Annotated in this window: 19 protein-coding genes and 1 pseudogene; 7 read left to right on the plus strand and 13 right to left on the minus strand. The window is 58.9% G+C overall.

Annotated elements, in window-relative coordinates:
• Positions 1-55: 55 nt before the first annotated feature.
• From GHO03_RS03980 to GHO03_RS03990, 3 genes are all read right to left on the minus strand, one after another.
• Complete coding sequence (locus GHO03_RS03980; RefSeq protein WP_153399212.1) at positions 56-1,366, minus strand: protein kinase; 1,311 nt, start codon at positions 1,364-1,366, stop codon at positions 56-58.
• 173 nt (positions 1,367-1,539) lie between these two features.
• Positions 1,540-2,691, minus strand: a complete 1,152-nt coding sequence (locus GHO03_RS03985) for a M14-type cytosolic carboxypeptidase (RefSeq protein WP_153399214.1) — start codon at positions 2,689-2,691, stop codon at positions 1,540-1,542.
• A 535-nt stretch (positions 2,692-3,226) separates the two neighbouring features.
• Positions 3,227-3,694 carry an Lrp/AsnC family transcriptional regulator gene (locus tag GHO03_RS03990; RefSeq protein WP_095001684.1) on the minus strand — a complete coding sequence of 156 codons (468 nt, stop codon included), beginning with the start codon at positions 3,692-3,694 and terminating at the stop codon, positions 3,227-3,229.
• Between the two features lie 170 nt (positions 3,695-3,864).
• Here GHO03_RS03990 and GHO03_RS03995 point away from each other — a divergent pair, with 170 nt between their 5' ends.
• On the plus strand, positions 3,865-4,917 hold the full coding sequence (locus GHO03_RS03995) for a Glu/Leu/Phe/Val dehydrogenase dimerization domain-containing protein (protein WP_153327878.1): 1,053 nt from the start codon (positions 3,865-3,867) through the stop codon (positions 4,915-4,917).
• A gap of 47 nt (positions 4,918-4,964) precedes the next feature.
• Here GHO03_RS03995 and GHO03_RS04000 read toward each other — a convergent pair whose 3' ends face one another.
• Positions 4,965-5,312 carry a DUF6124 family protein gene (locus tag GHO03_RS04000; RefSeq protein ID WP_095001682.1) on the minus strand — a complete coding sequence of 116 codons (348 nt, stop codon included), beginning with the start codon at positions 5,310-5,312 and terminating at the stop codon, positions 4,965-4,967.
• 129 nt (positions 5,313-5,441) lie between these two features.
• Between GHO03_RS04000 and GHO03_RS04005 the strand changes: the two genes are divergently transcribed.
• The gene (locus GHO03_RS04005) at positions 5,442-6,101 is read left to right on the plus strand and encodes a LexA family transcriptional regulator (protein ID WP_095001681.1); all 660 of its coding nucleotides are present in this window, start codon (positions 5,442-5,444) and stop codon (positions 6,099-6,101) included.
• Between the two features lie 60 nt (positions 6,102-6,161).
• On the opposite strand, the gene GHO03_RS04010 is transcribed toward GHO03_RS04005, so the two are convergent.
• The 4 genes from GHO03_RS04010 to GHO03_RS04025 are packed head-to-tail and all read right to left on the minus strand — an operon-like array spanning position 6,162 to position 11,727.
• Positions 6,162-8,102, minus strand: coding sequence for an acetyl/propionyl/methylcrotonyl-CoA carboxylase subunit alpha (locus GHO03_RS04010; RefSeq protein WP_133144182.1), 1,941 nt, complete (start codon positions 8,100-8,102; stop codon positions 6,162-6,164).
• Positions 8,099-8,917, minus strand: a complete 819-nt coding sequence (locus tag GHO03_RS04015; protein ID WP_095038682.1) for a gamma-carboxygeranoyl-CoA hydratase — start codon at positions 8,915-8,917, stop codon at positions 8,099-8,101. The genes GHO03_RS04010 and GHO03_RS04015 overlap by 4 nt, the downstream gene beginning before the upstream one ends.
• A 27-nt stretch (positions 8,918-8,944) precedes the next feature.
• A complete protein-coding gene (locus tag GHO03_RS04020; RefSeq protein ID WP_095022893.1) occupies positions 8,945-10,552 on the minus strand; it encodes a carboxyl transferase domain-containing protein in 1,608 nt (535 codons plus the stop codon).
• 11 nt (positions 10,553-10,563) lie between these two features.
• Complete coding sequence (locus tag GHO03_RS04025) at positions 10,564-11,727, minus strand: isovaleryl-CoA dehydrogenase (RefSeq protein WP_153399216.1); 1,164 nt, start codon at positions 11,725-11,727, stop codon at positions 10,564-10,566.
• Between the two features lie 204 nt (positions 11,728-11,931).
• On the opposite strand from GHO03_RS04025, the gene GHO03_RS04030 reads away from it, so the two are divergent.
• Positions 11,932-13,614, plus strand: coding sequence for an AMP-binding protein (locus GHO03_RS04030; protein WP_095019305.1), 1,683 nt, complete (start codon positions 11,932-11,934; stop codon positions 13,612-13,614).
• 672 nt (positions 13,615-14,286) lie between these two features.
• Here GHO03_RS04030 and GHO03_RS04035 read toward each other — a convergent pair.
• The 3 genes from GHO03_RS04035 to GHO03_RS04045 all read right to left on the minus strand — a co-directional run bounded on the left by GHO03_RS04035 (position 14,287) and on the right by GHO03_RS04045 (position 16,682).
• Positions 14,287-15,183, minus strand: coding sequence for a hydroxymethylglutaryl-CoA lyase (locus GHO03_RS04035; protein ID WP_153399218.1), 897 nt, complete (start codon positions 15,181-15,183; stop codon positions 14,287-14,289).
• 108 nt (positions 15,184-15,291) lie between these two features.
• Complete coding sequence (locus tag GHO03_RS04040; protein ID WP_095001674.1) at positions 15,292-15,702, minus strand: MerR family DNA-binding transcriptional regulator; 411 nt, start codon at positions 15,700-15,702, stop codon at positions 15,292-15,294.
• Positions 15,703-15,728: 26 nt separating this feature from the next.
• Positions 15,729-16,682, minus strand: coding sequence for a LysR family transcriptional regulator (locus tag GHO03_RS04045; RefSeq protein WP_095019303.1), 954 nt, complete (start codon positions 16,680-16,682; stop codon positions 15,729-15,731).
• A gap of 155 nt (positions 16,683-16,837) precedes the next feature.
• Here GHO03_RS04045 and GHO03_RS04050 point away from each other — a divergent pair, with 155 nt between their 5' ends.
• Positions 16,838-18,043 carry an acyl-CoA dehydrogenase gene (locus GHO03_RS04050; RefSeq protein ID WP_095019302.1) on the plus strand — a complete coding sequence of 402 codons (1,206 nt, stop codon included), beginning with the start codon at positions 16,838-16,840 and terminating at the stop codon, positions 18,041-18,043.
• Positions 18,044-18,070: 27 nt separating this feature from the next.
• On the opposite strand, the gene GHO03_RS04055 is transcribed toward GHO03_RS04050, so the two are convergent.
• Both GHO03_RS04055 and xthA read right to left on the minus strand, forming a co-directional pair.
• The gene (locus GHO03_RS04055; RefSeq protein WP_095019301.1) at positions 18,071-19,378 is read right to left on the minus strand and encodes a substrate-binding domain-containing protein; all 1,308 of its coding nucleotides are present in this window, start codon (positions 19,376-19,378) and stop codon (positions 18,071-18,073) included.
• Positions 19,379-19,500: 122 nt separating this feature from the next.
• Positions 19,501-20,313 carry an exodeoxyribonuclease III gene (gene xthA, locus GHO03_RS04060; RefSeq protein ID WP_095001670.1) on the minus strand — a complete coding sequence of 271 codons (813 nt, stop codon included), beginning with the start codon at positions 20,311-20,313 and terminating at the stop codon, positions 19,501-19,503.
• Positions 20,314-20,495: 182 nt separating this feature from the next.
• Between xthA and GHO03_RS04065 the strand changes: the two genes are divergently transcribed.
• From GHO03_RS04065 to GHO03_RS04075, 3 genes and pseudogenes are all read left to right on the plus strand, one after another.
• On the plus strand, positions 20,496-21,146 hold the full coding sequence (locus GHO03_RS04065) for a GNAT family N-acetyltransferase (protein WP_095001669.1): 651 nt from the start codon (positions 20,496-20,498) through the stop codon (positions 21,144-21,146).
• Between the two features lie 64 nt (positions 21,147-21,210).
• A complete protein-coding gene (locus tag GHO03_RS04070; RefSeq protein WP_095001668.1) occupies positions 21,211-22,938 on the plus strand; it encodes an autotransporter assembly complex family protein in 1,728 nt (575 codons plus the stop codon).
• Positions 22,935-24,944 (plus strand): annotated as a pseudogene (locus GHO03_RS04075) (translocation/assembly module TamB); the annotation flags it as partial. The gene GHO03_RS04070 and the pseudogene GHO03_RS04075, both read left to right, overlap by 4 nt.

Genomic DNA, 24,944 nt, shown 5'->3' on the forward strand with positions numbered 1-24,944 from the left:
CCATCGAGCCTATCCCGTAGCAGCTGCCGAGGAACGAAGGCAGCTGCTACGGGACTTACTGTAATGCCCGTATAACCTCGGCAAATCCCGGCCGTGCCAGTACCTCTGGCTGAATACAGCGCTGTTGCAACCCTTGCAGCTCAATGCGCTGTTGATCGCTCAAGCCCGAGTCGATCCGCTCCAGCAACTCGCCCAGCAAAATCCCGAATGCTCGCACTTCGATGCGTTGCAGCGCCCGGCTTTGCGGGCTGTCGTCCAGGGCATGGAAGCACGCGGCACCGAAATCGCCCAGCAGGCAGTCACCCCGGGCATTGAATAAAATATTGTGTGCGTACAAGTCGCCATGGCAGATGCCCTGCGCGTGCAGGTGGCCGGCCGCCGAGGCAATACCGCGGGCAATGCGCAAGGCGCTGTCGCGGGTGAAACGGGTGCTGTCGGCATACAGGTCGCGGCTACAGGTGTCGAAGCTGGGCAGGGCCGCGAGATTGATAAAGGACGGGTCGATCAGTTCCATCACCAATGCGGCCTGATCGTCGGGATGACCCGTGACGCGGCCCAGTACCTTGATCAGGTTTGGATGCTGGCCTGCCGCGATGCAGGCATTCATTTCATTGAGCGGCGAGCCATCACTGGTGATGCTGCCCTTGTACAGTTTGACCGCCACCGGTTGCAGGGATTGCCCCGGTGCGCGCCACTGCGCCTGATAAATGATCCCGGAGGCGCCTTCGCCCAGCTTTTGCTCAAGCTCGAGCTGCGACCAGTCAATATTTGGCGTGGTGTCGGGCTGGTGCCGGGTGCTGGCATCTTCAAGCAGCGGGTTGCCGGCATACGCCAGCCAGCTCAGGCCCGGCAAGGCCAGCAGGGTGTCGGGCAGTTCGCTGAACTGGTTGGCAGCCAGGCGGATCAGCTCCAGGCGCTCGCACTTGGCCAGACTGGCGGGCAGTTGCTGCAAGCGGTTACCGGCCAGCATCAGCTTTTGCAGCAGTGACCGCTGGCCCAGCTCTTCGGGCAGTTGCTCGATGCAGTTGTCGGTCAGGATCAGCCAGCGCAGTAAAGGAGGCAGTGCCGCACCGGGTACGTTGGCGATCCGGTTGGCCTTGAAACCAATCATGCTCAATTGCGCACACTGCCCAAGACAAACCGGCAGCTCGGTGAATTGATTGTCCGAGCAAAACAGGATGCGTAACCGGGTCAGGCGATGCAGGTCAGCGGGCAGGCTGCTCAGGGCGTTGCCGCTGAGGTTGAGGATTTCCAGGGTGTCGGCCAACTGGAATATCTCGGCCGGAAACTCGGTCAGCCCGCACGACAGATCAAGACGTTTGAGGCCCGCCAGTTGGCCAGCGCGCAGTTTAGCGAGGGTATCCATATGCAGGGTCGGGACTCGTAAGCAGGACAAAAAGTGTCGCGCATGATAGCGATTTATCGGCTTGGGGCCGAGGATTTGTCGGCGGGTTATGAGCGCAAAACGTGATGCTCCTGGGCTCTGGCCAGTCAGCGGTAAAGGGCCCTTGGTCGGGCCCGGTACTGCTTATGCAGCTTTTAACGCAGCTCTCTGACCATCGTCGAAAGGGTGGTCAGCACGTCCTTGGCCAATTGCTTAGAACGCTTGCCATCCCAGCCGGTCTGCGGGTCCGGCGCATCGTTGTTGTCCTTGAACGGCATCTCCAGGGTCAGCGACAGGCAGTCGAAGCGATGGCCAACGCTGTTGCAGGCCAGGGTCATATTGGCTTGCCCGGGTTCGTCGCGGGTGTAGCCGTGGGTGGTCTGGAAATCTTTGGTCAGGGCGCTGAGGTGCGTGCGAAAGCGTTCTTCCAGAGTTGCCAGGCGCTGGGTGTAGCCCGGGTTACCTTCGCAGCCTGCGGTAAACACGTAGGGGATTTCTTCGTCGCCGTGGATATCCAGGAAGAGATCGACGCCGTACTGGCTCATCTGCTCCAGGGCAAAAAACACTTCGGGGCTGACCTGCGGGCTGGTGTTTTGCCAGGCGCGGTTCAGGTCCTGACCGTTGGCATTGGTCCGCAGGTGCCCGTGGAAGGCGCCATCAGGGTTCATGTTGGGAATCAGGTAAAGATCGGCGTAGTCCAGCAGCTTGCGCATTTGCGGGTCGCTGCCTTGCTCCAGACGCTCCAACAGGCCTTCCATAAACCATTCGGCCATATGTTCGCCGGGATGTTGCTGGGCGATGATCCAGATCTTGCGCTTGTGGCTGGCGCCGCTACCTTTGCGCAACAACTGGATGTCGCGACCTTCAACGCTCTTGCCGGTGGCCAGCAGCTCGCAACCTGACCACTGCAGGGCATTTTTGATCAACTGATCATGACGTGCGCGGCTGTAGGGTTCGAAGTAGGCAAGCCAGGCCTGAGGTTGCTCGGCTGCAAAATGAATATTCAGGGATGTGCCGTCGAAATCGCTCGGTACCCTGAACCAGTTTTCCTGATCGTAAGACGCCACTGCCTGGTAGCCATCCCACGCTTTATTGTAGGAAGACTGGCTGGCGTTGCTCAATTGGAAATGGTGGGTGTGACCGGGTGTCAGGCCATCGACCTTGAAATGGAACCACTGAAAATGCGGGCTCTTGGTGTCCGGCTTGATGGCAAGTTTTACCTGCAACGGGTTGCTGGTATCCAGCACCTGGATATTGCCGCTGTCGAAGTCGCTGCTGATATGAAGTGAAGAGGGCGCCACGGTCATCGTCCAAATCCCGAAATCTGATAATTGTGGACGTTACTGTACCGTGCTATGGCGATAGGCCAATACAGAATTTTAGGCGGGAGGAAGAAGGAAATAGCGAAGGGGGGCGTCATCCTTGACGCATCGCAATTGTAGGGTTTTTGCGATTGATTCTCAAGTGCTAGATTGCCATTACGGCTATAGTCCTAGACTTCAGGCTTCCGTTTCTCGATGTTCTTTTGCTATCATCACCCTATCGTGACGGCCACCCAAGAAAATGGCTGCACACCAGACTTCATTAGCCTGAAGCACGCAGAGCCAGATAACTGGCCGCAAAAAAAAGACCCGGCCAGAAGCCGGGTCAAATAACCGTGATTAGCCTGATGAGGAGGTAATTCAAAAGACCGACCTAAGGTCCCTTGAATTATCGACTGATCTCGCGACCAGCTGCATGCAATAATAATCATTATCATTTGCAAATCAAGCTATTTCCCACGCTTTTCCGAAATTAATTTTTCGCTCCCCGGCCCAATGCTCTATCCAGCGGCCTGCAGACCTAATCGAGTAACAGTTCCGTGGTGCGTTTGACCTCACTCATGGCGATATTGGAGTGGGCTTCCTGTACGTGTGGTTTCTGCAGCAAGTGATCGCGCAAAAAACGTTCGTAGCTGTCGATATCGTGGGTGACCACCTTGAGCAGGTAGTCCATGTCCCCGGCCATGGTGTAGCACTCGATCACTTCGGGGTAATCGGTAATCGCCTCTTCAAACTCGGTCAGATGGCGACGGCCGTGGCCCGACAGCCGCACATTGACGAACACCACTACATTGAGACCGAGTTTTTTCGGGTTGAGCAGGGCGACCTTGCGCTCGATCAGCCCTTCCTCTTGCAGACGGTGGATACGCCGCCAGCAGGGTGATTGCGACAATTCCACGCGTTCCGCCACCTCGGCGGCAGACAGGTCGGCATTGTGCTGAAGCAGGCGAAGGATCTTGCGGTCGATGGCGCTTAACTTTATCTGCATGAATTGATCTGTTTTCTTATTGTTTTTGAATGATGCATGCAGATTAGCAGAACAATTCCTGCAATTTAGAAAGAAAAATCCTAGGTAAAACCCTCACTCTTTTGCCACGGGTCACAGACTGACTTTAAGGTCTGGCTCGCATTCTGGCTAAAAACAAGAGAGAGAACGCAATGCCGATTTTTACCCACCCCGAATTCGATCACCACGAACACGTCCAGTTCTGTCATGACAAGGCCACGGGCCTCAAGGCCATTATTGCGGTGCACAACACGCGCCTGGGGCCAGCCCTGGGCGGTTGCCGCATGTGGCCCTATGCCGACGAGCAGCAAGCCTTGAACGATGTGCTGCGCCTGTCCCGTGGCATGACGTACAAGTCGGCGCTGGCCGGGTTGCCATTGGGTGGCGGCAAGGCGGTGATCATTGGTGACCCGCGCAAAGACAAGAGCGAGGCGCTGTTTCAGGCAATGGGTGGTTTTGTCGAGAGCATGGGCGGACGCTACATCACGGCGGCGGACTCCGGCACCGGGGTTGCTGAAATGGCCCTCATGGGCCAGCGCACCCGCCACGTGGTGGGTGCTGGCACCCGCGAACAACTGGGCGGTGGCACGCGCAGTGGTGACCCGTCTCCGGCTACCGCCCTCGGGGTCTTTATTGGCCTGCGTGAGGCAGTGTTGCAGCGTTTGGAGCGCCACGACCTGACGGGCCTGCGGGTGGCCGTTCAAGGGCTGGGTCAGGTGGGATACAACCTGGCCCGGCACCTGAAGGAGGCGGGCGCCGAGCTGTGGGTTCACGATATCCAGGAGGCCAATGTGCGCCGTGCTGTCGACGAACTCGGTGCCCATGCGGTCAGTGCACTGGATATTTACGGGCTCGATGTCGACGTGTTCTCGCCCTGTGCCATGGGTGCCATCATCAACGATGAAACCTTGCAGGTACTGCGTGCACCGGTGATTGCCGGTGCGGCCAACAATCAATTGGCCAAGGCTTCCCATGCCGATGAATTGTGGCGTCGGGGTTGCTTGCACGCACCGGATTACGCAATCAATGCGGGCGGCATTATTGACGTGTCTTACGAGTACAACGGTGGCACGCCTGAGCAGGTTCGCCAGCACGTTGAAGGCATTGGCGAGACGTTGCGTCAGATCTTTCTAAGGGCTAAAGCGCAGGACATGAACACCACGCGCATTGCCGACAGCCTCGCCCAGGAGCGTCTGAACGCGTGATAGCCAGGGCGCTGGTGCCCGCAGCAGGCAATCAGCGCCTTTTCACTTCAGCGGGCAGTCAGTTGTTGCATGTCGATAGCCTTGTCCAGCAATTGCCGGGATGGCTCCATAAGCAGCAGCAGGCTCAGCAGCAGATCCCGTTGAGAGCCCTGCTGATGCTCGCTGGCGCTTTGCGCATTGGCAATTGCGCAGCGCAAGTAATCCGAGGCCAGCACCAGAGCTTCTTCTTGGCTCACGTCATCGCTGACCTGGAAAATTTTCTTACCCGTAGCGTGTTGAGAAACAGGAGGTTTCAAATAATAGTCGAGGGCACGCTGGGTCGCGATGCTGTCCTTGATGGATTCAAGCCCGGCATCGGACTCGGTTTCGAAAGGGATTTTTGTTATGGGAGTCATGATTTACCTGCGTCTCAGGAGTTGATCGAGTCAGCTAAAGCAGATTAGTACATTAAGTATTTTTGTCTTATAAGTAAATAATACAATTCGTGTATTGTTGCGTCGAATTCAATCCGTATTGTTCGGCAGATGGATAAATGGATCGCTTTAGTCAGAACCAAATTGCGCGAGCTGAAACTCACGCAAGAAAAACTAGCCGAACGCGTCGGGGCTTCCCAGGGCGGAGTCGGCCATTGGCTCAATAAACGCCGTCAACCCGACTTGCCGACGATGAACAACGTACTTCACGCCCTTGGGCTGGAGCACCTTGAGGTCGCCCTGGTGATTCGTGAGCGCAACGAGGCGGGCGACAAGCCCGGGGTTGACGAATACACCTACGAGATCACATCGGCATTCCGCTACCCGGTGCGCGACTGGGTAGCGGCGGGTCACGTCAGCGAAAAGCTGCTGCCCGGTTATGCACCGCCCGGTACGCTGTTTGAAGTGAGTGATCACTACGCCAAAGGCGCTGCGTTCTGGCTGCTGGTCACGGGAGACGCAATGACTGCCCCGGTGGGGGTCAGCATTGCGCAGGGGATGATGATTCTGGTTGATCCGGACATCGAGGCCACGCCAGGCAAAATGGTCATCGCTCTTACGCCGGAATCCGATGCCACGACTTTCCGGCAGTTGATCGAAGAAAGCGGGCAACGTTACCTCAAGCCACTTAATCCGACCTACCCGAAAACCCTGTTTGATGAAAACTGCCGGATTATCGGCGTGGTGGTACAGGCCACTGCCAAGTTTTAGAAGCGGTGTGTCCATGCTGCAAGTGAAAAGGCGGATACCGGTCACGGTACCCGCCTTTTCTCATTCCAGCTCGACCAGTGCCGAACCCTCACTGACCATTTCACCTTCCTGGAAAAACAGCGCCTTGATCACGCCTGCATGGGGGGCTCGCAGGCTGTGTTCCATTTTCATGGCTTCCAGTACCACCAGCTGAGCACCGGCCTCGACGGTTTGCCCAACCTCGACCAGCACACGTACGATGCTGCCGTTCATCGGTGCAGTCAGGCCGCCCTGGGCCGTGTGACTGGCGTCCACGGCGCTGATCGGATCGTGCAGACGCACGCAGTGCAGTTCACCGTCCCAGCGCAGGTACAGCGCATCGCCCCGACGGATGGCCAGGTGCTGACGGCGTACACCGTCCTGCTCGATGAGCAAGTGTTCATCGCGCAAAGTGGTGGTGTTGCCACTGAGGTGGATAACCTGCTGTTCACCCTTGCAGGCCAGAACCAGCAAGGTGTTTGCCGGCAGGCCGCTACGAAAGCCATTGGCTGTCGACCAGGGCGATGCCGGGTCATCGTTGCGCACCCGTAGCGGTTGACTTTGGCTGAATGCCTGGGCAGCGGCAGACCAGAATGCCGTAGGCAAAGGTTCGGCAGCAGGCAGTAATTCTTCTTCGTAGCGTGGGATAAATCCGGTATCGAGTTCGGCTGCGGCGAAGGCAGGGTGGCCGATAATGCGGCGCAAGAAATTCAGGTTGGTTTTCAGCCCGCCAATAGCGAATTCATCGAGCATGGCCATCAGGCGCAAACGTGCCTGCTCGCGGTCTTCACCCCAAGCAATCAGCTTGCCCAGCATCGGGTCGTAGAACGGTGAAACTTCGTCGCCCTCGCTGACACCGCTGTCCACGCGACGGCCCGGGCCAGCGGCCGACTCGCGATACACCTCAAGACGGCCGGTTTGCGGAAGGAAATCATGGCCCGGGTCTTCTGCATACAGTCGCACTTCTATGGCATGGCCGTTCAACGGGACCTGAGCCTGGCTGATGGGCAGGGTTTCACCCCGTGCCACGCGGATTTGCCAGGCCACCAGGTCGAGGCCGGTGATGGCTTCAGTGACCGGGTGCTCAACCTGCAGGCGCGTATTCATCTCCATAAAGAAGAACTCGCCTCGCGCATCCAGCAGGAACTCTACAGTGCCCGCGCCCACATAACCGATGGCCTGGGCCGCACGCACGGCGGACTCGCCCATTGCCTGACGCTGTTCGACACTCAGGCCCGGTGCTGGCGCTTCCTCTACGACTTTCTGGTGGCGGCGCTGAATCGAGCAGTCGCGCTCATTGAGGTACAGGCAGTTGCCGTGCTGGTCGGCAAAAATCTGGATTTCCACGTGTCGTGGCTTGAGTACGTACTTTTCCACCAGCATGCGCGCATCGCCAAAGGACGACAGGGCTTCGCGCTGTGCCGAGGCCAGCGCCTCTGCCAGCTGGGCGACGTCCTCGACCACCTTCATACCCTTGCCGCCGCCTCCTGCCGTGGCTTTGAGCAGCACCGGATAGCCGATGCGTTCTGCGGCGAGGCGAAAGGTTTCCAGATCCTGGGCGTCGCCGTGGTAACCCGGCACCAGCGGTACGCCCGCCACTTCCATCAAGGTCTTGGCGGCGGACTTGCTGCCCATGGCATCAATGGCACTGGCGGGCGGGCCGAGAAATATCAGCCCGGCAGCTTCAATGGCACGGGCAAAGCCTGCGTTCTCCGACAAAAAGCCATAACCGGGATGAATGGCCTGGGCCCCACTGGCCTTGGCGGCTGCAATGATCTTGTCGATTTTCAGGTAGCTGTCGGCCGCTTTGCTGCCCCCCAGGTCTACGCAGATATCGGCTTCGCGGCAATGCCGCGCATCGCGATCGGTCGCGCTGTGGACGGCTACTGTGGTGAGGCCCAGGGCCCTGGCTGTGCGCATTACCCGGCAGGCGATTTCGCCACGGTTGGCAACCAGTACGGATGTCAGAATAGGGGCGCTCATGAACGCGGCTCCAGGGTCGATGGATCGGCTTGCCAGCTGGGGGCACGTTTTTGCAGAAAGGCGCGCAAGCCCTCCTGGCCTTCGGGGCTGACGCGGATGCGAGCTATGGCGTTTTCGCAGTAACGGCGAATAGCCAGGGTCGGTGCTCCGTGGCTGACTTCCCGCAACAGGTCCTTGCATGAGCGCATGGCCTGGGGGCTGTTGAGCAGCAGGTTGTCAATCCAGAGGTCGATGTGCTGTTCAAGCTCGGCGAGCGGGTAGCACTCCGATAGCAAGCCCAGTTCCCGGGCACGTTCGCCGCTGAAGCGTTCAGCCGTCAAGGCGTAGCGGCGGGCAGCGCGCTCACCGATGGCCTGCACCACGAAGGGGCTGATCACCGCAGGTGCCAGGCCGATACGCACTTCCGACAGACAGAACTGCGCGTCTTCGGCGCCGATAGCCATGTCGCAGGCACTGATCAGGCCCAGCGCACCACCATAGGCCGCGCCCTGGACCACGGCCAGGGTGGGCATTTTCAGCTTGGCCAGGTTGTACATCAGCTCGGCCAGGTGGCGGGCGTCGTCAAGGTTGGTGTGGTAGTCCAGTTCGGCCGATTGCTGCATCCAGGCCAGATCGGCACCGGCGCTGAAATGCTTGCCGCGCCCGCGCAGCACCAGAAAACGCAGGGCAGGGTCGGCTTGTACGGCCTCCAGCGCCAGAATCAGCTCACGAATCATCTCGGCATTGAATGCATTGTTCTTCTGCTCGCGGCTCAACCACAGGGTGGCAAAGCCCCGGGGATCGGTGTGCAGTTCGAGGGTGTTGAAATCCATCATGTTTGTCAGTCCTGAAAGGCTGTGGGGTTACATCCGGAACACACCGAAACGGGTGGCTTCGACAGGGGCGTTCAAGGCCGCCGACAGGCCAAGGGCCAAAACCTCTCGGGTTTGCGCCGGATCGATCACGCCGTCATCCCACAAGCGCGCGCTGGAGTAGTAGGGGTGGCCTTGATGCTCGTACTGGTCGAGGATCGGCTGCTTGATCTCGGCCTCTTCCCGGGCTGTAAACCCGACGCCATTGCGCTCGGCCTGTTCGCGCTTGACCTGCACTAGCACACCCGCGGCTTGCTCCGCACCCATCACGCCGATTCGGGCATTTGGCCACATCCACAAGAAGCGTGGATCGTAGGCGCGGCCGCACATTCCGTAGTTGCCGGCGCCAAAGCTGCCGCCAATGATCACGGTGAATTTGGGCACCCTGGCGCACGCAACGGCGGTGACCAATTTGGCACCGTGTTTGGCAATCCCACCGGCTTCGTATTTCTGCCCGACCATAAAGCCGGTGATATTTTGCAAAAACACCAGGGGGATGCCGCGCTGACAGGCCAGCTCGATAAAGTGCGCGCCCTTTTGCGCGGCCTCGGCAAACAGGATCCCGTTGTTGGCCAGAATCGCCACCGGGTAACCCTGCAAATGGGCAAAGCCGCACACCAGCGTGGTACCGAACAGGGCCTTGAACTCATCGAATACCGAGCCATCCACCAGCCGCGCAATCACTTCGCGTACATCAAAAGGCTGCTTGGCATCAGCCGGGACTATGCCGTACAGCTCATCACGGTCGTACAGCGGTACCTGTGGTGTGCGCTGCTGCAACTGGCCCAGCTTGCGCCAGTTGAGGTTGGCAACGCTGCGCCGGGCCAGCGCCAGGGCGTGTTCGTCGCTGTCGGCATAGTGGTCGGCCACCCCGGAAATCTTGCAGTGCACATCGGCCCCGCCGAGGTCTTCGGCGCTGACCACTTCGCCCGTGGCGGCCTTTACCAGCGGCGGGCCAGCGAGAAAAATCGTTGCCTGTTGACGCACCATAATGGCTTCGTCGGCCATGGCGGGTACATAGGCACCGCCTGCGGTACAGGAGCCCATGACCACGGCAATTTGCGGGATACCCGCTGCGCTCATGTTGGCCTGGTTGAAGAAGATCCGTCCAAAGTGCTCGCGGTCCGGGAACACCTCGTCCTGGCGCGGCAAGTTGGCACCGCCCGAGTCCACCAGATAAATGCACGGCAAGCGGTTCTGCTCGGCGATGGTTTGCGCCCGCAGGTGTTTTTTGACCGTCAGTGGGTAGTACGAACCACCTTTGACCGTGGCGTCGTTGGCGACAATCATGCATTCAACGTCTTCGACACGACCTATACCGGCAATGATTCCGGCGGCCGGAACGTCTTCGCCGTACACGTTGTAAGCCGCTAACTGACTCAATTCAAGGAAGGGCGAACCGCTGTCCAAAAGGCGGTCAATCCGTTCGCGAGGCAACAACTTGCCCCGCGAGGTATGCCGCTCCTGCGCCTTGGCGCCACCGCCTTGTTGCACCTGCGCTAGCAGGGCATGCAAGGCGTCGACCTGTTTGAGCATGGCGTCGCGGTTAAGCCCGAACTCGGCCGAGCGCGGGTTGATTGTCGTCTGCAAGATGGACATGCCTGCGCTCCTTAGCGGGTTTCGTTGAAGAGTTCGCGACCAATCAGCATGCGTCGGATTTCGCTGGTACCAGCGCCGATTTCATACAGTTTGGCGTCGCGCAGGAGGCGCCCGGCAGGGAATTCATTGATGTAGCCGTTGCCGCCGAGAATCTGAATGGCATCGAGGGCCATTTGCGTGGCGCGTTCGGCGCTGTACAAAATCACGCCGGCTGCATCCTTGCGCGTTGTTTCGCCACGTTCGCACGCGGCAGCCACGGCATACAGATAGGCACGGCTGGCATTGAGCTGGGTGTACATGTCAGCCACCTTGCCCTGGATCAACTGAAATTCGCCGATGCTCTGGCCGAATTGCTTGCGGTCGTGAATGTACGGCACGATCAGGTCCATGCACGCCTGCATGATCCCGGTGGGGCCGCCCGAGAGCACCACACGCTCGTAGTCCAGGCCGCTCATCAGGACCTTTACGCCGGCGTTGAGGGTGCCCAGCAGGTTCTCTTGAGGCACTTCGACGTCGTCGAAAAACAGCTCGCTGGTGTTGGAACCGCGCATGCCAAGCTTGTCGAAATGGCTACTGCGGCTGAAGCCTTTCCAGTCACGCTCAACGATAAATGCGCTGATTCCGTGCGGGCCTTTCTCCAGGTCGGTCTTGGCATAGATCACATAGGTGCTGGCGTCCGGGCCATTGGTGATCCAGGTTTTGCTGCCGTTGAGGACAAAGTGGTCGCCGCGTCTGTCGGCGCGCAGTTTCATCGAAACCACATCGGAACCGGCGTTCGGTTCGCTCATGGCCAGGGCACCGACGTGTTCGCCGCTGATCAGCTTGGGCAGGTATTTGAGTTTCTGTTCGTGGGTGCCGTTGCGGTTGATCTGGTTGACGCACAGATTGGAGTGGGCGCCGTAGGACAGGGCCACCGATGCCGAGCCGCGGCTGATTTCTTCCATGGCCACCACATGGGCCAGATAGCTCAGGCCGGTGCCGCCGTACTCTTCTGAGACGGTGATGCCGAGCAACCCCATGTCACCGAACTTGCGCCAAATGTCGGCCGGGAACAGGTTGTCCTTGTCGATTTGCGCCGCCCGTGGCGCCAGTTCGGCAGCGACGAATGCCTGGACCTGATCGCGCAGCATATCGATGGTTTCGCCCAGGGCGAAGTTCAGGGTGGGGTAGCTCATGGGGCACCTATATTCATTGTTCTTGTGGAGGCGGTTACTGCGTCGCCATTGATAACCTTTACGTTAACGTAAACTTGGCGCCTTTAACTGTCAACGACCTTTACGTTAACGTCAACTTAGGCCAGAGTATTTGTTGTTCTTCAAATGAGCCGGTGCAGTACGCGCCTTGCTCATGCTCCCAAAACAATCACAAGAGGAGTTGCCATGAAGTTGCAATCCGTCCCCAGTTACAGCCAGGGTGCGCTGGACAAGCCGCTGCTGGCGATGACGATAGGCCAGGCTTTTGATCAGACTGCTGCGCGTTACCCGCAGGGGGAGGCGTTGGTGGTACGCCATCAGCAGCAACGTTATACATGGGCACAATTGGCCGAGGAGGTCGACCTGCATGCCAGGGCACTGCTGGCTTTGGGTTTGCAGGCAGGGGACCGGCTGGGGGTGTGGGCGCCTAATGGCGCCGAGTGGTTTATCAGCCAGTTTGCCAGCGCCAAGATTGGCGTGATTCTGGTCAATATCAACCCGGCATACCGGCTCTCGGAACTCGAATACGTACTCAAGCAATCGGCGTGTCAATGGTTGGTGTGTGCGGGCGCGTTCAAGACGTCCAACTATCACGCCATGCTCCAGGAGTTGATCCCTGAGCTGGCGGAGCAATCGGTCGGGGCGCTGGATTGTGTGCGCTTTGCCGATTTGCGTGGGGTCATCAGCCTCGCGGCTGAGCCGCCGGCAGGTTTTTTGCCGTGGTCGCACCTTGCCATGTTGGCTGACGAGGTCGAACCGGAGCAGTTACGCTGCCGCGAAGCCAGCCTGCACGTCGACCAGCCGGTCAATATCCAGTACACCTCCGGTACCACAGGCTTCCCCAAGGGGGCGACCCTTAGCCATCAGAACATTCTCAATAATGGCTATATGGTAGGCGAAAGCCTGGGGCTGACGGCCAGCGACCGTCTGGTAATCCCCGTGCCGCTTTATCACTGCTTTGGCATGGTGATGGGTAATTTGGGTTGCGTGACCCATGGCACTACCATGATCTACCCTGCGGAGGCCTTTGACCCGGGCCTTACGCTGCAAGCGGTTGCGCAAGAGCGCGCCACCGGGCTGTACGGTGTGCCGACCATGTTTATCGCCATGCTCGACCACCCGCAGCGTGCCTCGTTTGATCTGTCGAGCCTGCGCACGGGGATTATGGCCGGGGCCACATGCCCGATCGAGGTCATGCGCCGCGTCATTAGTGAAATGCATATGGGCGAAGTACAAATCGCCTATGGCATGACCGAAACCAGCCCGGTATCGATACAGACGGGGCCTGCGGATGAACTGGAATTGCGGGTTACCACGGTGGGGCGTACCCAGCCACAACTTGAGAGCAAGTTGATCGATGCTGCGGGCAACACCGTTGCCCGGGGTGAGATTGGCGAGTTGTGTACCCGTGGCTACAGCGTGATGCTCGGTTACTGGAACAACCCGCAGGCCACCGCTGATGCCATCGACGGTGACGGCTGGATGCATACCGGTGACCTGGCGCAGATGGATGAGCAGGGCTATGTACGCATTGTGGGGCGCAACAAGGACATGATTATTCGCGGTGGAGAAAATATTTACCCGCGGGAGCTGGAGGAGTTCTTTTTTACCCACCCGGCAGTGGCTGACGTGCAGGTTGTGGGTATTCCTGACGCCAAATATGGCGAAGAGATCGTTGCCTGGATCAAGTTTCATCCCGGTCATACGGCCAATGAGCTTGAGCTGCAAACCTGGTGCAAGTCGCGGATTGCGCACTTTAAAGCGCCGCGTTTTTTCAAGTTTGTCGATGCATTCCCGATGACCGTGACCGGCAAGATCCAGAAATTCAAAATGCGCGAGATCAGTATTCAGGAGTGCCAACAGAAATGACCAAACCCGTGGGAACGGGCTTGCTCGCGATGGCATCACCGCGATTTGCCAGACAGACCGCGCCGCCTGAATCGCGAGCAGGCTCGCTCCCACGGGGGTATGCAGTTAAGCAAATTATCAAACCACAGATAGCACAAAGGGGAGCCGAGGCTCCCCTTTAATATGTCGTTGCGTGCTCTTTTTTTATTATTGAAGGGCGGTCTATTGTTGTTTTTGGAACTCGCCCTTTTGCTGCGTTTTTGTGCGACCCCCATCCGGGGTCAAGAGCAAACGTATTTTTTTGAGCGCTGATCCACTTTTATCACCGGCTATCAAACCCGTGATCCAACCTGTGCGGGTGCTACCTGAAGGTAGTTTTATTCTTCTCTGCCCGGTTGCGAGGTGGTTTTTAGGCGCCTCGGAAAAGTAAACCTTCTCCAAAAAAATCTGTTAGCTGCGTCTCTGCCGTGTTGTTTTTGTTATGTCAGAGTCGTTTCGTATTGTTTTTATTATGTTGCTGCGGTTTTTATTCTTGTTATGCCATAGAGATAGCAGGAGCCGTGCCAACTTTTAAAAACCCTTATAAATCAACTACTTGAAAAATAAGACAATAAAAAACCGGCCTTGGGCATGGCCGGTTTGTTTCCGTGTTACTCGTTTGTGTGGCGGCGAGGTAACACCCCGGAACACTTTTTAGCCCTGGCGGGCCTTTGCCACCCGTGATCCGGTAACACGACCCAGCACCTTGCAGATGTGCGCGCCGGCCAGTAACAGCTTGTCCATGTCGACCCCGGTATCGATGCCCATGCCGTTGAGCATGTACAGCACGTCTTCCGTGGCCACGTTACCGCTGGCACCCTTGGCATAGGGGCAACCGCCGAGGCCGGCGATGGAGCTGTCGAATACCGCGATGCCTTCCTGCAGGCTGGCGTAGATATTTACCAGCGCCTGACCGTAGGTATCGTGGAAATGCCCGGCGAGTTTTTCCCGCGGGATGCAAGCCGCTACCGTCTCAAACAGGGTGCGTGTGGCTGTCGGTGTACCGGTGCCGATGGTGTCGCCCAGTGACACCTCGTAACAGCCCATGGCGTACAGCTCCTGCGCTACCTGTGCCACCTGCTGCGCACTGACCTGGCCTTCATAAGGGCAGCCCAGCACACAGGACACATAGCCGCGTACGCTGATGCCGTGCTGCCTGGCCGCTTCAATAATGGGCACAAAGCGCGCCAGGCTTTCGCTGATCGAGCAATTGATATTGCGTTGCGAGAACGCTTCGGATGCGGCGGCAAATACCGCGACTTCCTTTACCCCGGCGGCCACGGCATCTTCAAAACCACGCAGGTTCGGTGCCAGCGCACCGTAGACCACGCCCGGCTTGCGGCGGATTTGTGCGAAGACTTCAGCCGAACCGGCCATTTGCGGCACCCACTTGGGGGAGACAAAGCTGCCGGCTTCGATATAGCCCAATCCGGCGTCGGTCAGGGCGTCAACCAGTTGCACCTTGTCCGCGACACTGATGGGTTGGGCCTCGTTTTGCAGTCCGTCGCGCGGGCCTACTTCGATCAGCCGCACATGGGTTGGAAGTGTCATGGGGATCACCGTGTCCGTTGAAATGGGGTCTTGCCCAACCCTCACCCCAGCCCTCTCGCGGAGGGAGAGGGGGCAGATGGGGGTGTGCTGGAGTTCGCAGGCGGTCAGTCAGAGCGAGGGACTGTTAGTCGTCTGTTTTTTTATGGTCTGTTCCAGCGCCTGGAGACACCGCTCTTCAGCGGTATCGAGCTCCAGCTGCATCTGCTGGATATCCAGCAACTGCTGCTCAAGCTGCTCGCGGCGTTCGGCGATTTTGGCCAGCATGCTGTTGAGCTGTTTCTGGTTGCCGCTGGTGGGATCATAAAGCTCGATCAGTTCGCGGCATTCGGCCAGCGAAAAGCCGATGCGCTTGCCGCGCAGAATCAGTTTCAGGCTGACTTTGTCCCGCGCCGAATACACCCGCTCCTGACCGCGTCGTTCAGGGGCGAGCAGGCCTTGCTCTTCATAAAAGCGAATGGCACGGGTGGTGATGTCAAGTTCACGGGCAAGGTCGGAAATACTGTACGTCTGGCTGCTCATGGGCGGGCTCTGGAGAAATCGTGTTGCTAAACTAAAGCTTGGTTGACGTATACGTCAAGCAGGCTTGCGGCTTCGAATTTCTGTTGTTGCTGGCACAGCTCTATCAGTTGCTCGCGCATCCAGCGATTGGCCGGGTCTTGCTCGGTACTTTCGTGCCAGTACAAATGGGTTTCCACATTGGGCAGTTCATTGAGGGGCAAGGCTACAAAGTGCAGGCCATGGCGGCGGGCAAAACGCTCGGGCACGGTCATTGCCATGTCGGTTTGCTGCAGCACATTAGAGGCCATCAGGTAATGCTGCGAGCGCAGGGTGATCTTGCGCTGCAGGCCCATCTTGCCCAGGGCCAGGTCGACCTCGCCGAGGCCGTTGCGTCGGGTCGAGATATGAATGTGGGTCAGCGCCAGGTATTCATCCAGGCTCAGGGTTGCCTTGCCGGCTGATGGGTGGCCCTGGCGCATGGCGCAGACGTAACGGTCTTCCATCAATTTGACATGGCGTACCTGCGGGTCGGTATTGAGGGGGGCATCTATCGCAAAATCCAGACGCCCGGCAGCCAGATCACTGGTGGTCTCACGCCGATGAGAGAGAAAACTCTCGACCACCACCGAAGGCGCCTGACGCCGTAGCCGCTGGAATAGCGGCGGCAAAATCACCGCTTCTGACAGGTCTGTCATGCTGATGCGGTAGGTCTTGTTGGCTTGCAGGGGGTTGAAGGTGCGGCTTTCCTGCACCGAAACACGCAACAGCGCCAGGGCACTGCGCACCGGGCTGATGATGTTCTGTGCCATGGGGGTGGGCACCATGCCCTGGGCGGTGCGCACGAACAGCGGGTCATTGAAGCTCTCGCGCAATCGCGCCAGGGCATTGGACACGGCTGGCTGGGTGATGCCGATAATCTGCCCGGCGCGGGTCAGGTTGGCTTCGGTATAGATGGCGTCGAAGACGATAAACAGATTGAGATCGACCTTGTTCAGGTTCATGACGCGCTGGCTCTTGTTATTGGAAAGGAAAACGCGCCCCGATCATATATTGCTTATGAATGGTAATACACGTCGTTAATAGATGGCGCAAATAAAGGGTGGCTAATCTAGCATCGGGTATCACTTTTCAGCAGCCCGGTAGAAGGTAGTCACTTATGGATTTCGCTTACTCTCCGAAAGTTCAGGCCCTGCGTGAGCGTGTGACAGCGTTTATGGACGCCCATGTTTACCCGGCGGAGGCGATTTTTGATCAGCAGGTGGCTGAAGGTGATCGCTGGCAGCCCACAGCGATCATGGAAGAGTTGAAACTCAAGGCCAGGGCTGAAGGGCTATGGAATCTGTTTTTGCCAGAGTCCGAACTGGGCGCCGGGCTGACCAACCTTGAATACGCGCCGCTGGCAGAAATCATGGGGCGCTCGATGCTGGGTTCCGAGCCCTTCAACTGCTCGGCACCGGATACCGGCAATATGGAAGTACTGGTGCGCTACGCCAGCGAGGCACAAAAAAAGCAGTGGTTGGAGCCGCTGTTGCGGGGTGACATTCGCTCGGCGTTTGCCATGACCGAACCGGACGTCGCCTCGTCGGATGCTACTAATATGACGGCATGCGCCGTGCGTGACGGTGACGAGTGGCTGATCAATGGCCGCAAATGGTGGACGTCGGGAGCTTGTGACCCTCGCTGCAAGATCATGATTTTCATGGGCTTGAGCAACCCTGAAAATCCGCGGCATCAGCAGCACTCAATGATCCTGGTGCCGGTAGACACCCCAGGGGTGAAAATCGTACGGCCACTGCCGGTATTCGGCTACGACGATGCTCCTCATGGTCATGCCGAAGTGCTGTTCGACAACGTACGAGTGCCGTATGAAAACGTTTTGTTGGGTGAAGGCCGGGGCTTTGAAATTGCCCAGGGGCGTCTTGGGCCGGGCCGGATTCACCACTGCATGCGCTCGATTGGCATGGCCGAGCGGGCACTGGCTTTAATGTGCAAGCGTTCGCTGGCACGTACCGCGTTCGGCAAGCCGCTGGCACGTCTGGGGGCCAATATCGACAAGATCGCCGACTCGCGCATGGAGATCGACATGGCGCGCCTGTTGACCCTCAAGGCTGCGTATATGATGGACACGGTAGGCAACAAGGTGGCCAGAAGTGAAATCGCCCAGATCAAGGTTGTCGCGCCCAACGTTGCCTTGAAGGTGATTGACCGGGCCATTCAGATGCATGGCGGGGCAGGGGTTTCGGCGGATTTTCCGCTGGCTTATATGTACGCCATGCAGCGCACGCTGCGCCTGGCGGATGGCCCGGACGAAGTACACCGGGCGGCAGTGGGCAAGTTTGAGCTGGATAAATATGCACTCTAGGGAGAGGGGGCATTTGACCTTGCACACTCAATAAACCCACACCTCAACCCGACGATTCTTCTGGCGCCCTTCATCTTCGATATTGGCTGCCACCGGCATTTGTGCGCCATAGCCACGAATTTCCCTGGGCACCACGCCGCTTTTCACCAGCTCGCGGCGTACGGCCATCGCCCGCAACGTTGACAGCAATTGTGCACGCTGCGGGTCATCCTTGGCATCGCCAAAACCCACCAGTGTGATCTGTTTGTCGAGTTTGCCATGGGCGCTCAGGTAGTCGGCCACACGCAGCAAGTCCTGACGCGCCTTGTTATCCAGTGAGGCGCTGCCTTCTTCAAAACGGAAGTTGACTGACAGGCGCTGTGCCTCCCGCGTCAGCGCCTGATACGCCTGGGGCATGTGCCCGCCCGGTAGCACGCTGCCAGCTTGTACGCTTTGGGCGACAAAGCCGTTTTGCCCGACAATGGCCTGACCTTGCGGGCTTTGGGTGAAGGCAACCAGTGCTTTTGCCCAGGGATTTATCGTCGAGGGAGGCAGGTAAAAGAACAGACGCCGCGACAAGGGGTAGTCTTCGCTGGCAATCAGGCTGGTGAGCGGCAGCATGGGCTGCGATGCGCCATCAACGATAGCCAGGGCCTTGGCCTCACGGATATACGGCAGGCCGATAAAGCCGATGGCTTGTGGGTCACGGCTGACGGCATCGGATAGCTCTTCGCTGGATTCGAAACGCTGTGCCGTACTGCTCAAGGACTGCCCGTTGCGGTTCAAGACCAGCTCTTTAAAGGTCTCCCAGGTGCCGGACTGGCCATCGCGGGCATATAAATGAATGGCACCACCGACCCCGCCCAGCTGTTCCCAGCGGCTGATCCGGCCACTGAAAACCTGTGCCAGTTGCTCGGTATCAAGCTGATTGAGCGGGTTGCGCGGGTGGAGAATGATCGCCAGGCCATCGATGGCAATCACTTGTTCGGCGCTCGGGCTTTTCAGGTCTCCCAGGCGCTCAAGGTCTACCAGTTCGCGGTCCTTGATGGGGCGCGAGGACGCCACCAGATCCGCATGCCCGGCGGCCAGGGCAGTAAAGCCGGTACCCGAGCCATGGGCGGCGACATCCACCCGGATCTGCCGGCCCTGCGCCGTGGTGCCGACAATAGTGTGCTCGTTGGGCGGGATGACCGGGACACTGTGGATGTCATGCAGGCCTTGCTCGGCGAGCATGGCGCTGACCAGTGCAGGGCCAAGGTTGGCGCCGATGGTGTTGGAGCCCTGGATGCGCAGGTCGGCAGCGCAGACCAGGCCGGTCAGCGCGCATAACAGGGTCAAGGACATAAGACGCAGCATCGGCAGGCACCTTCCTGGAGCCATAGAAAGGCCTGCAATTTAAGTCAGAAAGGTTTCAAGCCGATGACAGGCCCCTCTGTAGCAGCAGCCTCGTTCCTTCGGCAGCTGCTACGGGATTGTTCTTAGCTCAATTCCAGCCAGATCGGCGCATGATCCGATGGTTTTTCCATGCCACGCAGGTCGTAGTCCACACCCGCTGCCTTGATTCGTGGCACCAGCCCCTGGGAAGCAAGGATCACGTCAATGCGCAGGCCACGCTTGGGCTCATCCTCAAAACCACGGCTGCGGTAATCGAACCAGCTGAAACGGTCGGCCACGTCCGGGTGCAGGTAGCGAAAGCTGTCCACCAGGCCCCAGCCCTTGAGACGTTCCAGCCACTCGCGTTCTTCCGGCAAAAAGCTGCACTTGCCGGTCTTCAGCCAGCGCTTGGCGTTGTCCGGGCCGATACCGATATCGCAGTCCTGCGGCGAGATATTGATATCGCCCATTACCACCAGTGGTTGTTCATTGCTGAACTGGCTTTCAAGCAGCTGCTGCAGGTCGCTGTAGAAACGCTGCTTGGCCGGGAATTTGGTGGGGTGATCGCGGTTTTCGCCCTGTGGGAAGTAACCATTCATGATGGTCACCGGCTGGCCGTTTTCGTCAGCGAAAGTGCCCCAGATAAAACGCCGCTGGGCGTCATCTTCATCACCGGCAAAACCCTTGTGCAGCTCCAGAGGTGCCTGGCGCGAGAGCAGGGCGACCCCGTAATGGCCTTTTTGACCATGGAAGTGCACGTGATACCCCAGCGCTTCGATGTCGGCGATGGGGAACTGATCGTCATGGACCTTGGTTTCCTGCAGGCCGATCACGTCAGGCTGGTGTTTCTCGATCAGCGCTGCCAGCTGATGTGGCCGAGCGCGCAGGCCGTTGATGTTGAATGAAACGATTTTCATGGGCGGGCAGTCCTGAACAAAACTGCGATGCTAGCGGACTGACGCTCTGGCTGCCAGCGTGCAGTGGGGCAAATGCACTGCTAACGTAGGATGCACTTGGCCATGATGGAACTGTTGTGGCCCTCGGGGGTTCGTACGCATTAGAAGCGCCGCTATCCAGGCCGCGCCGGGGAGTTGATCGCATGACGCAAACGCCGAACGCCACCAGTCAGATCCAGTTGCTTGACAGTGGCTATTCAAGAGAAGCGCGCTCCTTGCTGTATCAGGCCTATCGCCATGAGCCGACATTCCGTTTTCTGTTCAACGCCGAGCGCAGCGGTTACGAACAACGGGTTCGCGCGACAGTGCGGGAGCTGGTCAGGCAACATTTTTTTCAGGACTTGCCGGCGCTGGGGTTGCTGGTCAATGACCGTCTGGTGGGCATTGCCCTGATTGCCCCGCCGCAGCGGCGCCTGGGGATTACCGAAAGCTGGGCCTGGCAGTTGCGCATGGTGCTCAGTGCCGGGCTGAACTGCACGCGGCGGTATCTGGACTATCACCAGGCAGTGCAGGCCTGCGTGCCGGGAGATGCCGTGCATATGCTGCCGTTGCTGGGTATTCATCCCGAATTCCAGGGTTTGCATTACGGTGAGCAGTTGCTTGAAGCAGTGCATAACTGGTGCGCCGAGGACGAGCACTCCGAAGGTGTGGTGCTCGACACCGGAAACCCGCATTACCTTGAATTCTACAAGCGCCAGGGCTATGTGGAGATCGGGGAAGTTGCGGTGGGGCCGGTGATAGAACATGTGTTCTTCCATGCCAATCCGCAGGTGTCACATACCGCAACGGTTTGAACACGAACTTTTTGCCCGTTGACGCGCTCTATGAGCACCCCAGCCCGTGATAGCATCCGCGCCTATGACGTTCCCAGGAAGATTTACCAGTGGTGTTGTCCTGCTGCTCAGCAGTTTTGCGGCGTGTGCCCAAAGCGAGTTGGTGGTCAAGGTCAAACCGGCAAACGACGCCCTCAAGGCCAACGTGGAAGGCTATATTGGCAGCCTCGGCGATCGTGACGAGAAAGCGCTTTTGCGTTTTCAACGTGGCGCGCAGGAGCAGGCCCTGAAAGCCTCCCAGGCCTTGGGTTACTACCAGCCCTCCATCGACGCCGAGGTCAAGCCCGGCGATCCGCCGCGTCTGGTGTTGAGCATCGATCCCGGCGAGCCGGTGCATCTGCGCAACGTCAACGTGCGCGTCGAAGGCCCGGCCGCTTCGCTGAAGGCCTTTCAGATACCGGCCAGCGATGATCTCAAACCCGGCGCGGTGCTCAATCAGGGCAACTACGAAGACGCCAAGCGCCTGATCCAGAACCGTGCCCTGCGTTACGGTTTTTTCAATGGTAAATTCACTCAGCATGAACTGCTGGTCGACCCCAAGGGCGGTTTTGCCGATATCAATCTGGTCTACGAAAGCGGCCCGCGTTTTTTTCTCGGTAAAGTCAGTTTTGCCGGCGATGCACCCTTTGACCAGACCTTGCTGCAACGCATGGTGCCGTTTACCCCGGATACCCCGTACGACTCGGAACTGGTTGCCGAACTTAACCAGAACCTGCAAAGCAGTGGCTACTTTGAAGTGGTGCGCGTCGATGCCGCACCCAGTACTGCGGTGGGGCAGGTGATCCCGGTCGACGTCGACCTGGAAACCCGCAAGCCGCGCACCATGACCCTGGGCCTGGGTTACTCGACCGATACCGGAGCCCGTGGCAAGGCCAGCTGGATGCGCCACTGGGGCAACCCGCGCGGTGACAGCTACGGCTTTGAATCCGAAATATCTCAGCCCAAGCAAAACGTCGGTGCCTGGTATGACATCCCGCTGGATCCACCGCTGACCGATAAACTGCGTCTTGCTGCGGGTTATCAAAACGAAGAAATCGCCAACACCGATACCTTGAGCAAGCTGCTCACGGTCGGCCCGGAGTGGCACAGCAAACTGGATAACGGCTGGACGCGCGTCATCTCGCTCAAATGGCAGCATGAAGAGTACCGCCTGGGCGATGACTCGGGCCTGAGTACCTTGCTGATGCCGGGCGTCAGCTATTCGGTATTGCGCAGCGACAACCGCATCGACCCCAGTCACGGCTACAGTGTGACCACGGATATGCAGGTGGCCAAGCAAGGGTTGATGTCCGATACCAACCTGCTGCATGGCGATGTGCAGTTCAAGGCGTTGACCACCCTGTGGGAAAAACACCGCTTTTTGGGCCGGATCCAGTTTGGTGGCAGTGCCACCAACGGCTACAAATCGATTCCACCGTCCCTGCGCTTCTTCGCCGGTGGCGACCAGAGCGTGCGTGGTTATGATTACCAGAGTCTGTCGCCGAAAAACTCCGAAGGTGATCGTATTGGCGGGCGCTACATGCTCGCGGGTAGCCTGGAATATCAATATCAGTTCGCCGAAAAGTGGCGCTGGGCGACCTTTGTCGACCAGGGCAATGCGTTCAACACACTGGACTTTCCGAGCCTGAAAACCGGGGTCGGCGTTGGTATTCGCTGGATCTCGCCGGTAGGCCCCATACGTCTGGATCTGGCCCATGCGCTGGATGACGATGGCGGTGTCCGTTTGCACTTTTCGATGGGGCCAGAACTGTGATTCGTGGTTTGAAAATAGCCGGGCTGGTGCTGGTGGCGTTGGTGCTGCTGGCCGTTGTCAGTGTGGGCGTGATTCTGGGTACGCAAGCAGGCAGCCGCTGGGTGCTGGGGCAGGTACCGGGTTTGCAGGTGGAGAATTTTGCCGGGCGCCTGGGCGGCCAGTGGGGTGCCGATCATCTCTTGTGGGAGCAAGGCACCAGCCGGGTGGAGGTAAGCCGGCCGATCTTTGCCTGGTCGCCGGGCTGTCTGACCCGCATGACGCTATGTATCGATCAATTGCAGGCTGACGCCATCAGCCTGCAATTTCCGCCCAGTGAAGACAGCAGCAGCGGGCCGATCAGCCTGCCGGAGCTGAAATTGCCGCTGGCGATTGAAGTGGGTGTGGTCAAGGTCGGCAATGTACTGTTCAACGGCATCGAGCAGCTCAAGGGCATGCAGATGTCGGCGCAGTGGACGGCCAAGGGCTTGCAGCTCGACTCGGTGCAGGTCGAGCGCGAAGACCTCAACGTTGACCTGTCCGGCCTGCTGCAACCCAATGGCGACTGGCCGTTGACCTTGCAAGGTAACGTCAGCCTGCCAGCTCCGGATGGCAAACCCCTGGCGATCGCGCTCAAGGTTGATGGCAATCTGCGTACTAGCTTGAACCTCAAGGCCGACACCACCGGTTACATCAATGCGCACCTGACGGGCGAGCTGCAGCCTTTGGCCGACAACTTGCCGGCGCAATTGAAAATCACCGCCGAACCGTTCAAGGCCAGCCCCGATCTGCCGGACACCCTGGTGCTCAATCAGTTGTTGCTGACGGCCAAGGGCGACCTCAAGGACGGCTATGAATTGAATGGCAGCGCCCTGTTGCCTGCCGAAAAACAGCCAGTGAACCTGCAGCTCAAAGGCCGCGTGGATGCCAAGGGTGCGCAGATCGCTGCGCTGGACCTGACCGCCAACCCGCAGCAGCGCCTGAAACTGTCGGGGCAAGTGGACTGGCATGAAGGCTTGAGCGCCGAGGCCAAAATCGACTGGCTGGAGTTTCCCTGGCACAACCTGTATCCGCTGATCGACAAGCCTGATGTGGATTTGCGCACGTTTGTGGGTGAAGTGTCCTATCGCGACGGTAATTATCTGGGCAACTTCAAGGCGGACCTTGATGGCCCGGCGGGCAAGTTCAGCCTCAGCAGCCCGTTCAGTGGCGATCTGGGCAAGGTCTTCCTGCCGCAGCTCAAACTGGTGGCCGGGCAGGGCAAAGCCGAGGGCCACGTCAATGTGCAGTTTGCCGATGGCGTGGTGTGGGACACGGCGCTGGACCTGAGTGCGCTCAACCCTGCGTATTGGGTGGCCGAGTTGCCGGGTACGCTGGCAGGACCGTTGCGCAGCAAGGGTTCATTTAAAAACGAGCGTCTGGAGCTGGATGCCAATCTCGACCTCAAGGGCCGTTTGCGCGGCCTGCCTGCGGTGCTGCAAGCCAAGGCCCAGGGCGCCGGTGAGGCCTGGACCGTCAGTGCGCTGGATATTCGCCTGGGCGATAATCGCATCAATGGTAGCGCCAGTTTGCAGGAGCAAATCAAGGCCCAGCTTGATCTCAATATGCCGCGTCTGGGCCAGCTGTGGCCCGAACTGCGCGGTCAGCTCAAGGGCCGTGTCGATGTAGGCGGAACCCTCAAGGCACCGCAAGGCAAAGTGGCGCTCAATGGGCAGCAACTTGCGTTTGCCGACAATCATCTGCAAAGCCTGACCCTGGATGCCAGCCTCGATCGCAACCAGCGTGGCCGCATCGACCTCAAGGGCAGCGGCATCCGCGCCGGTGACACCCAACTGGGCGTGCTCACCGCCAACGGCAGTGGCGATATCAAGCGTCAGCAGCTCAAGCTGGATTTGCAAGGACCGTTGGTGCAACTGGGCCTGGCCGTGGATGGCGGCCTGGACAAAGGCAACTGGCGCGGGCGACTGGCCAGTGGCGACGTCAAGGCCGGCGGCCAGGCCTGGGTGCTGCAAAACCCGGCACGGCTGGAG

The organism is Pseudomonas sp. FSL R10-1339 (assembly GCF_009600545.1).
In the GTDB taxonomy this organism is placed as follows: domain Bacteria; phylum Pseudomonadota; class Gammaproteobacteria; order Pseudomonadales; family Pseudomonadaceae; genus Aquipseudomonas; species Aquipseudomonas bubulae.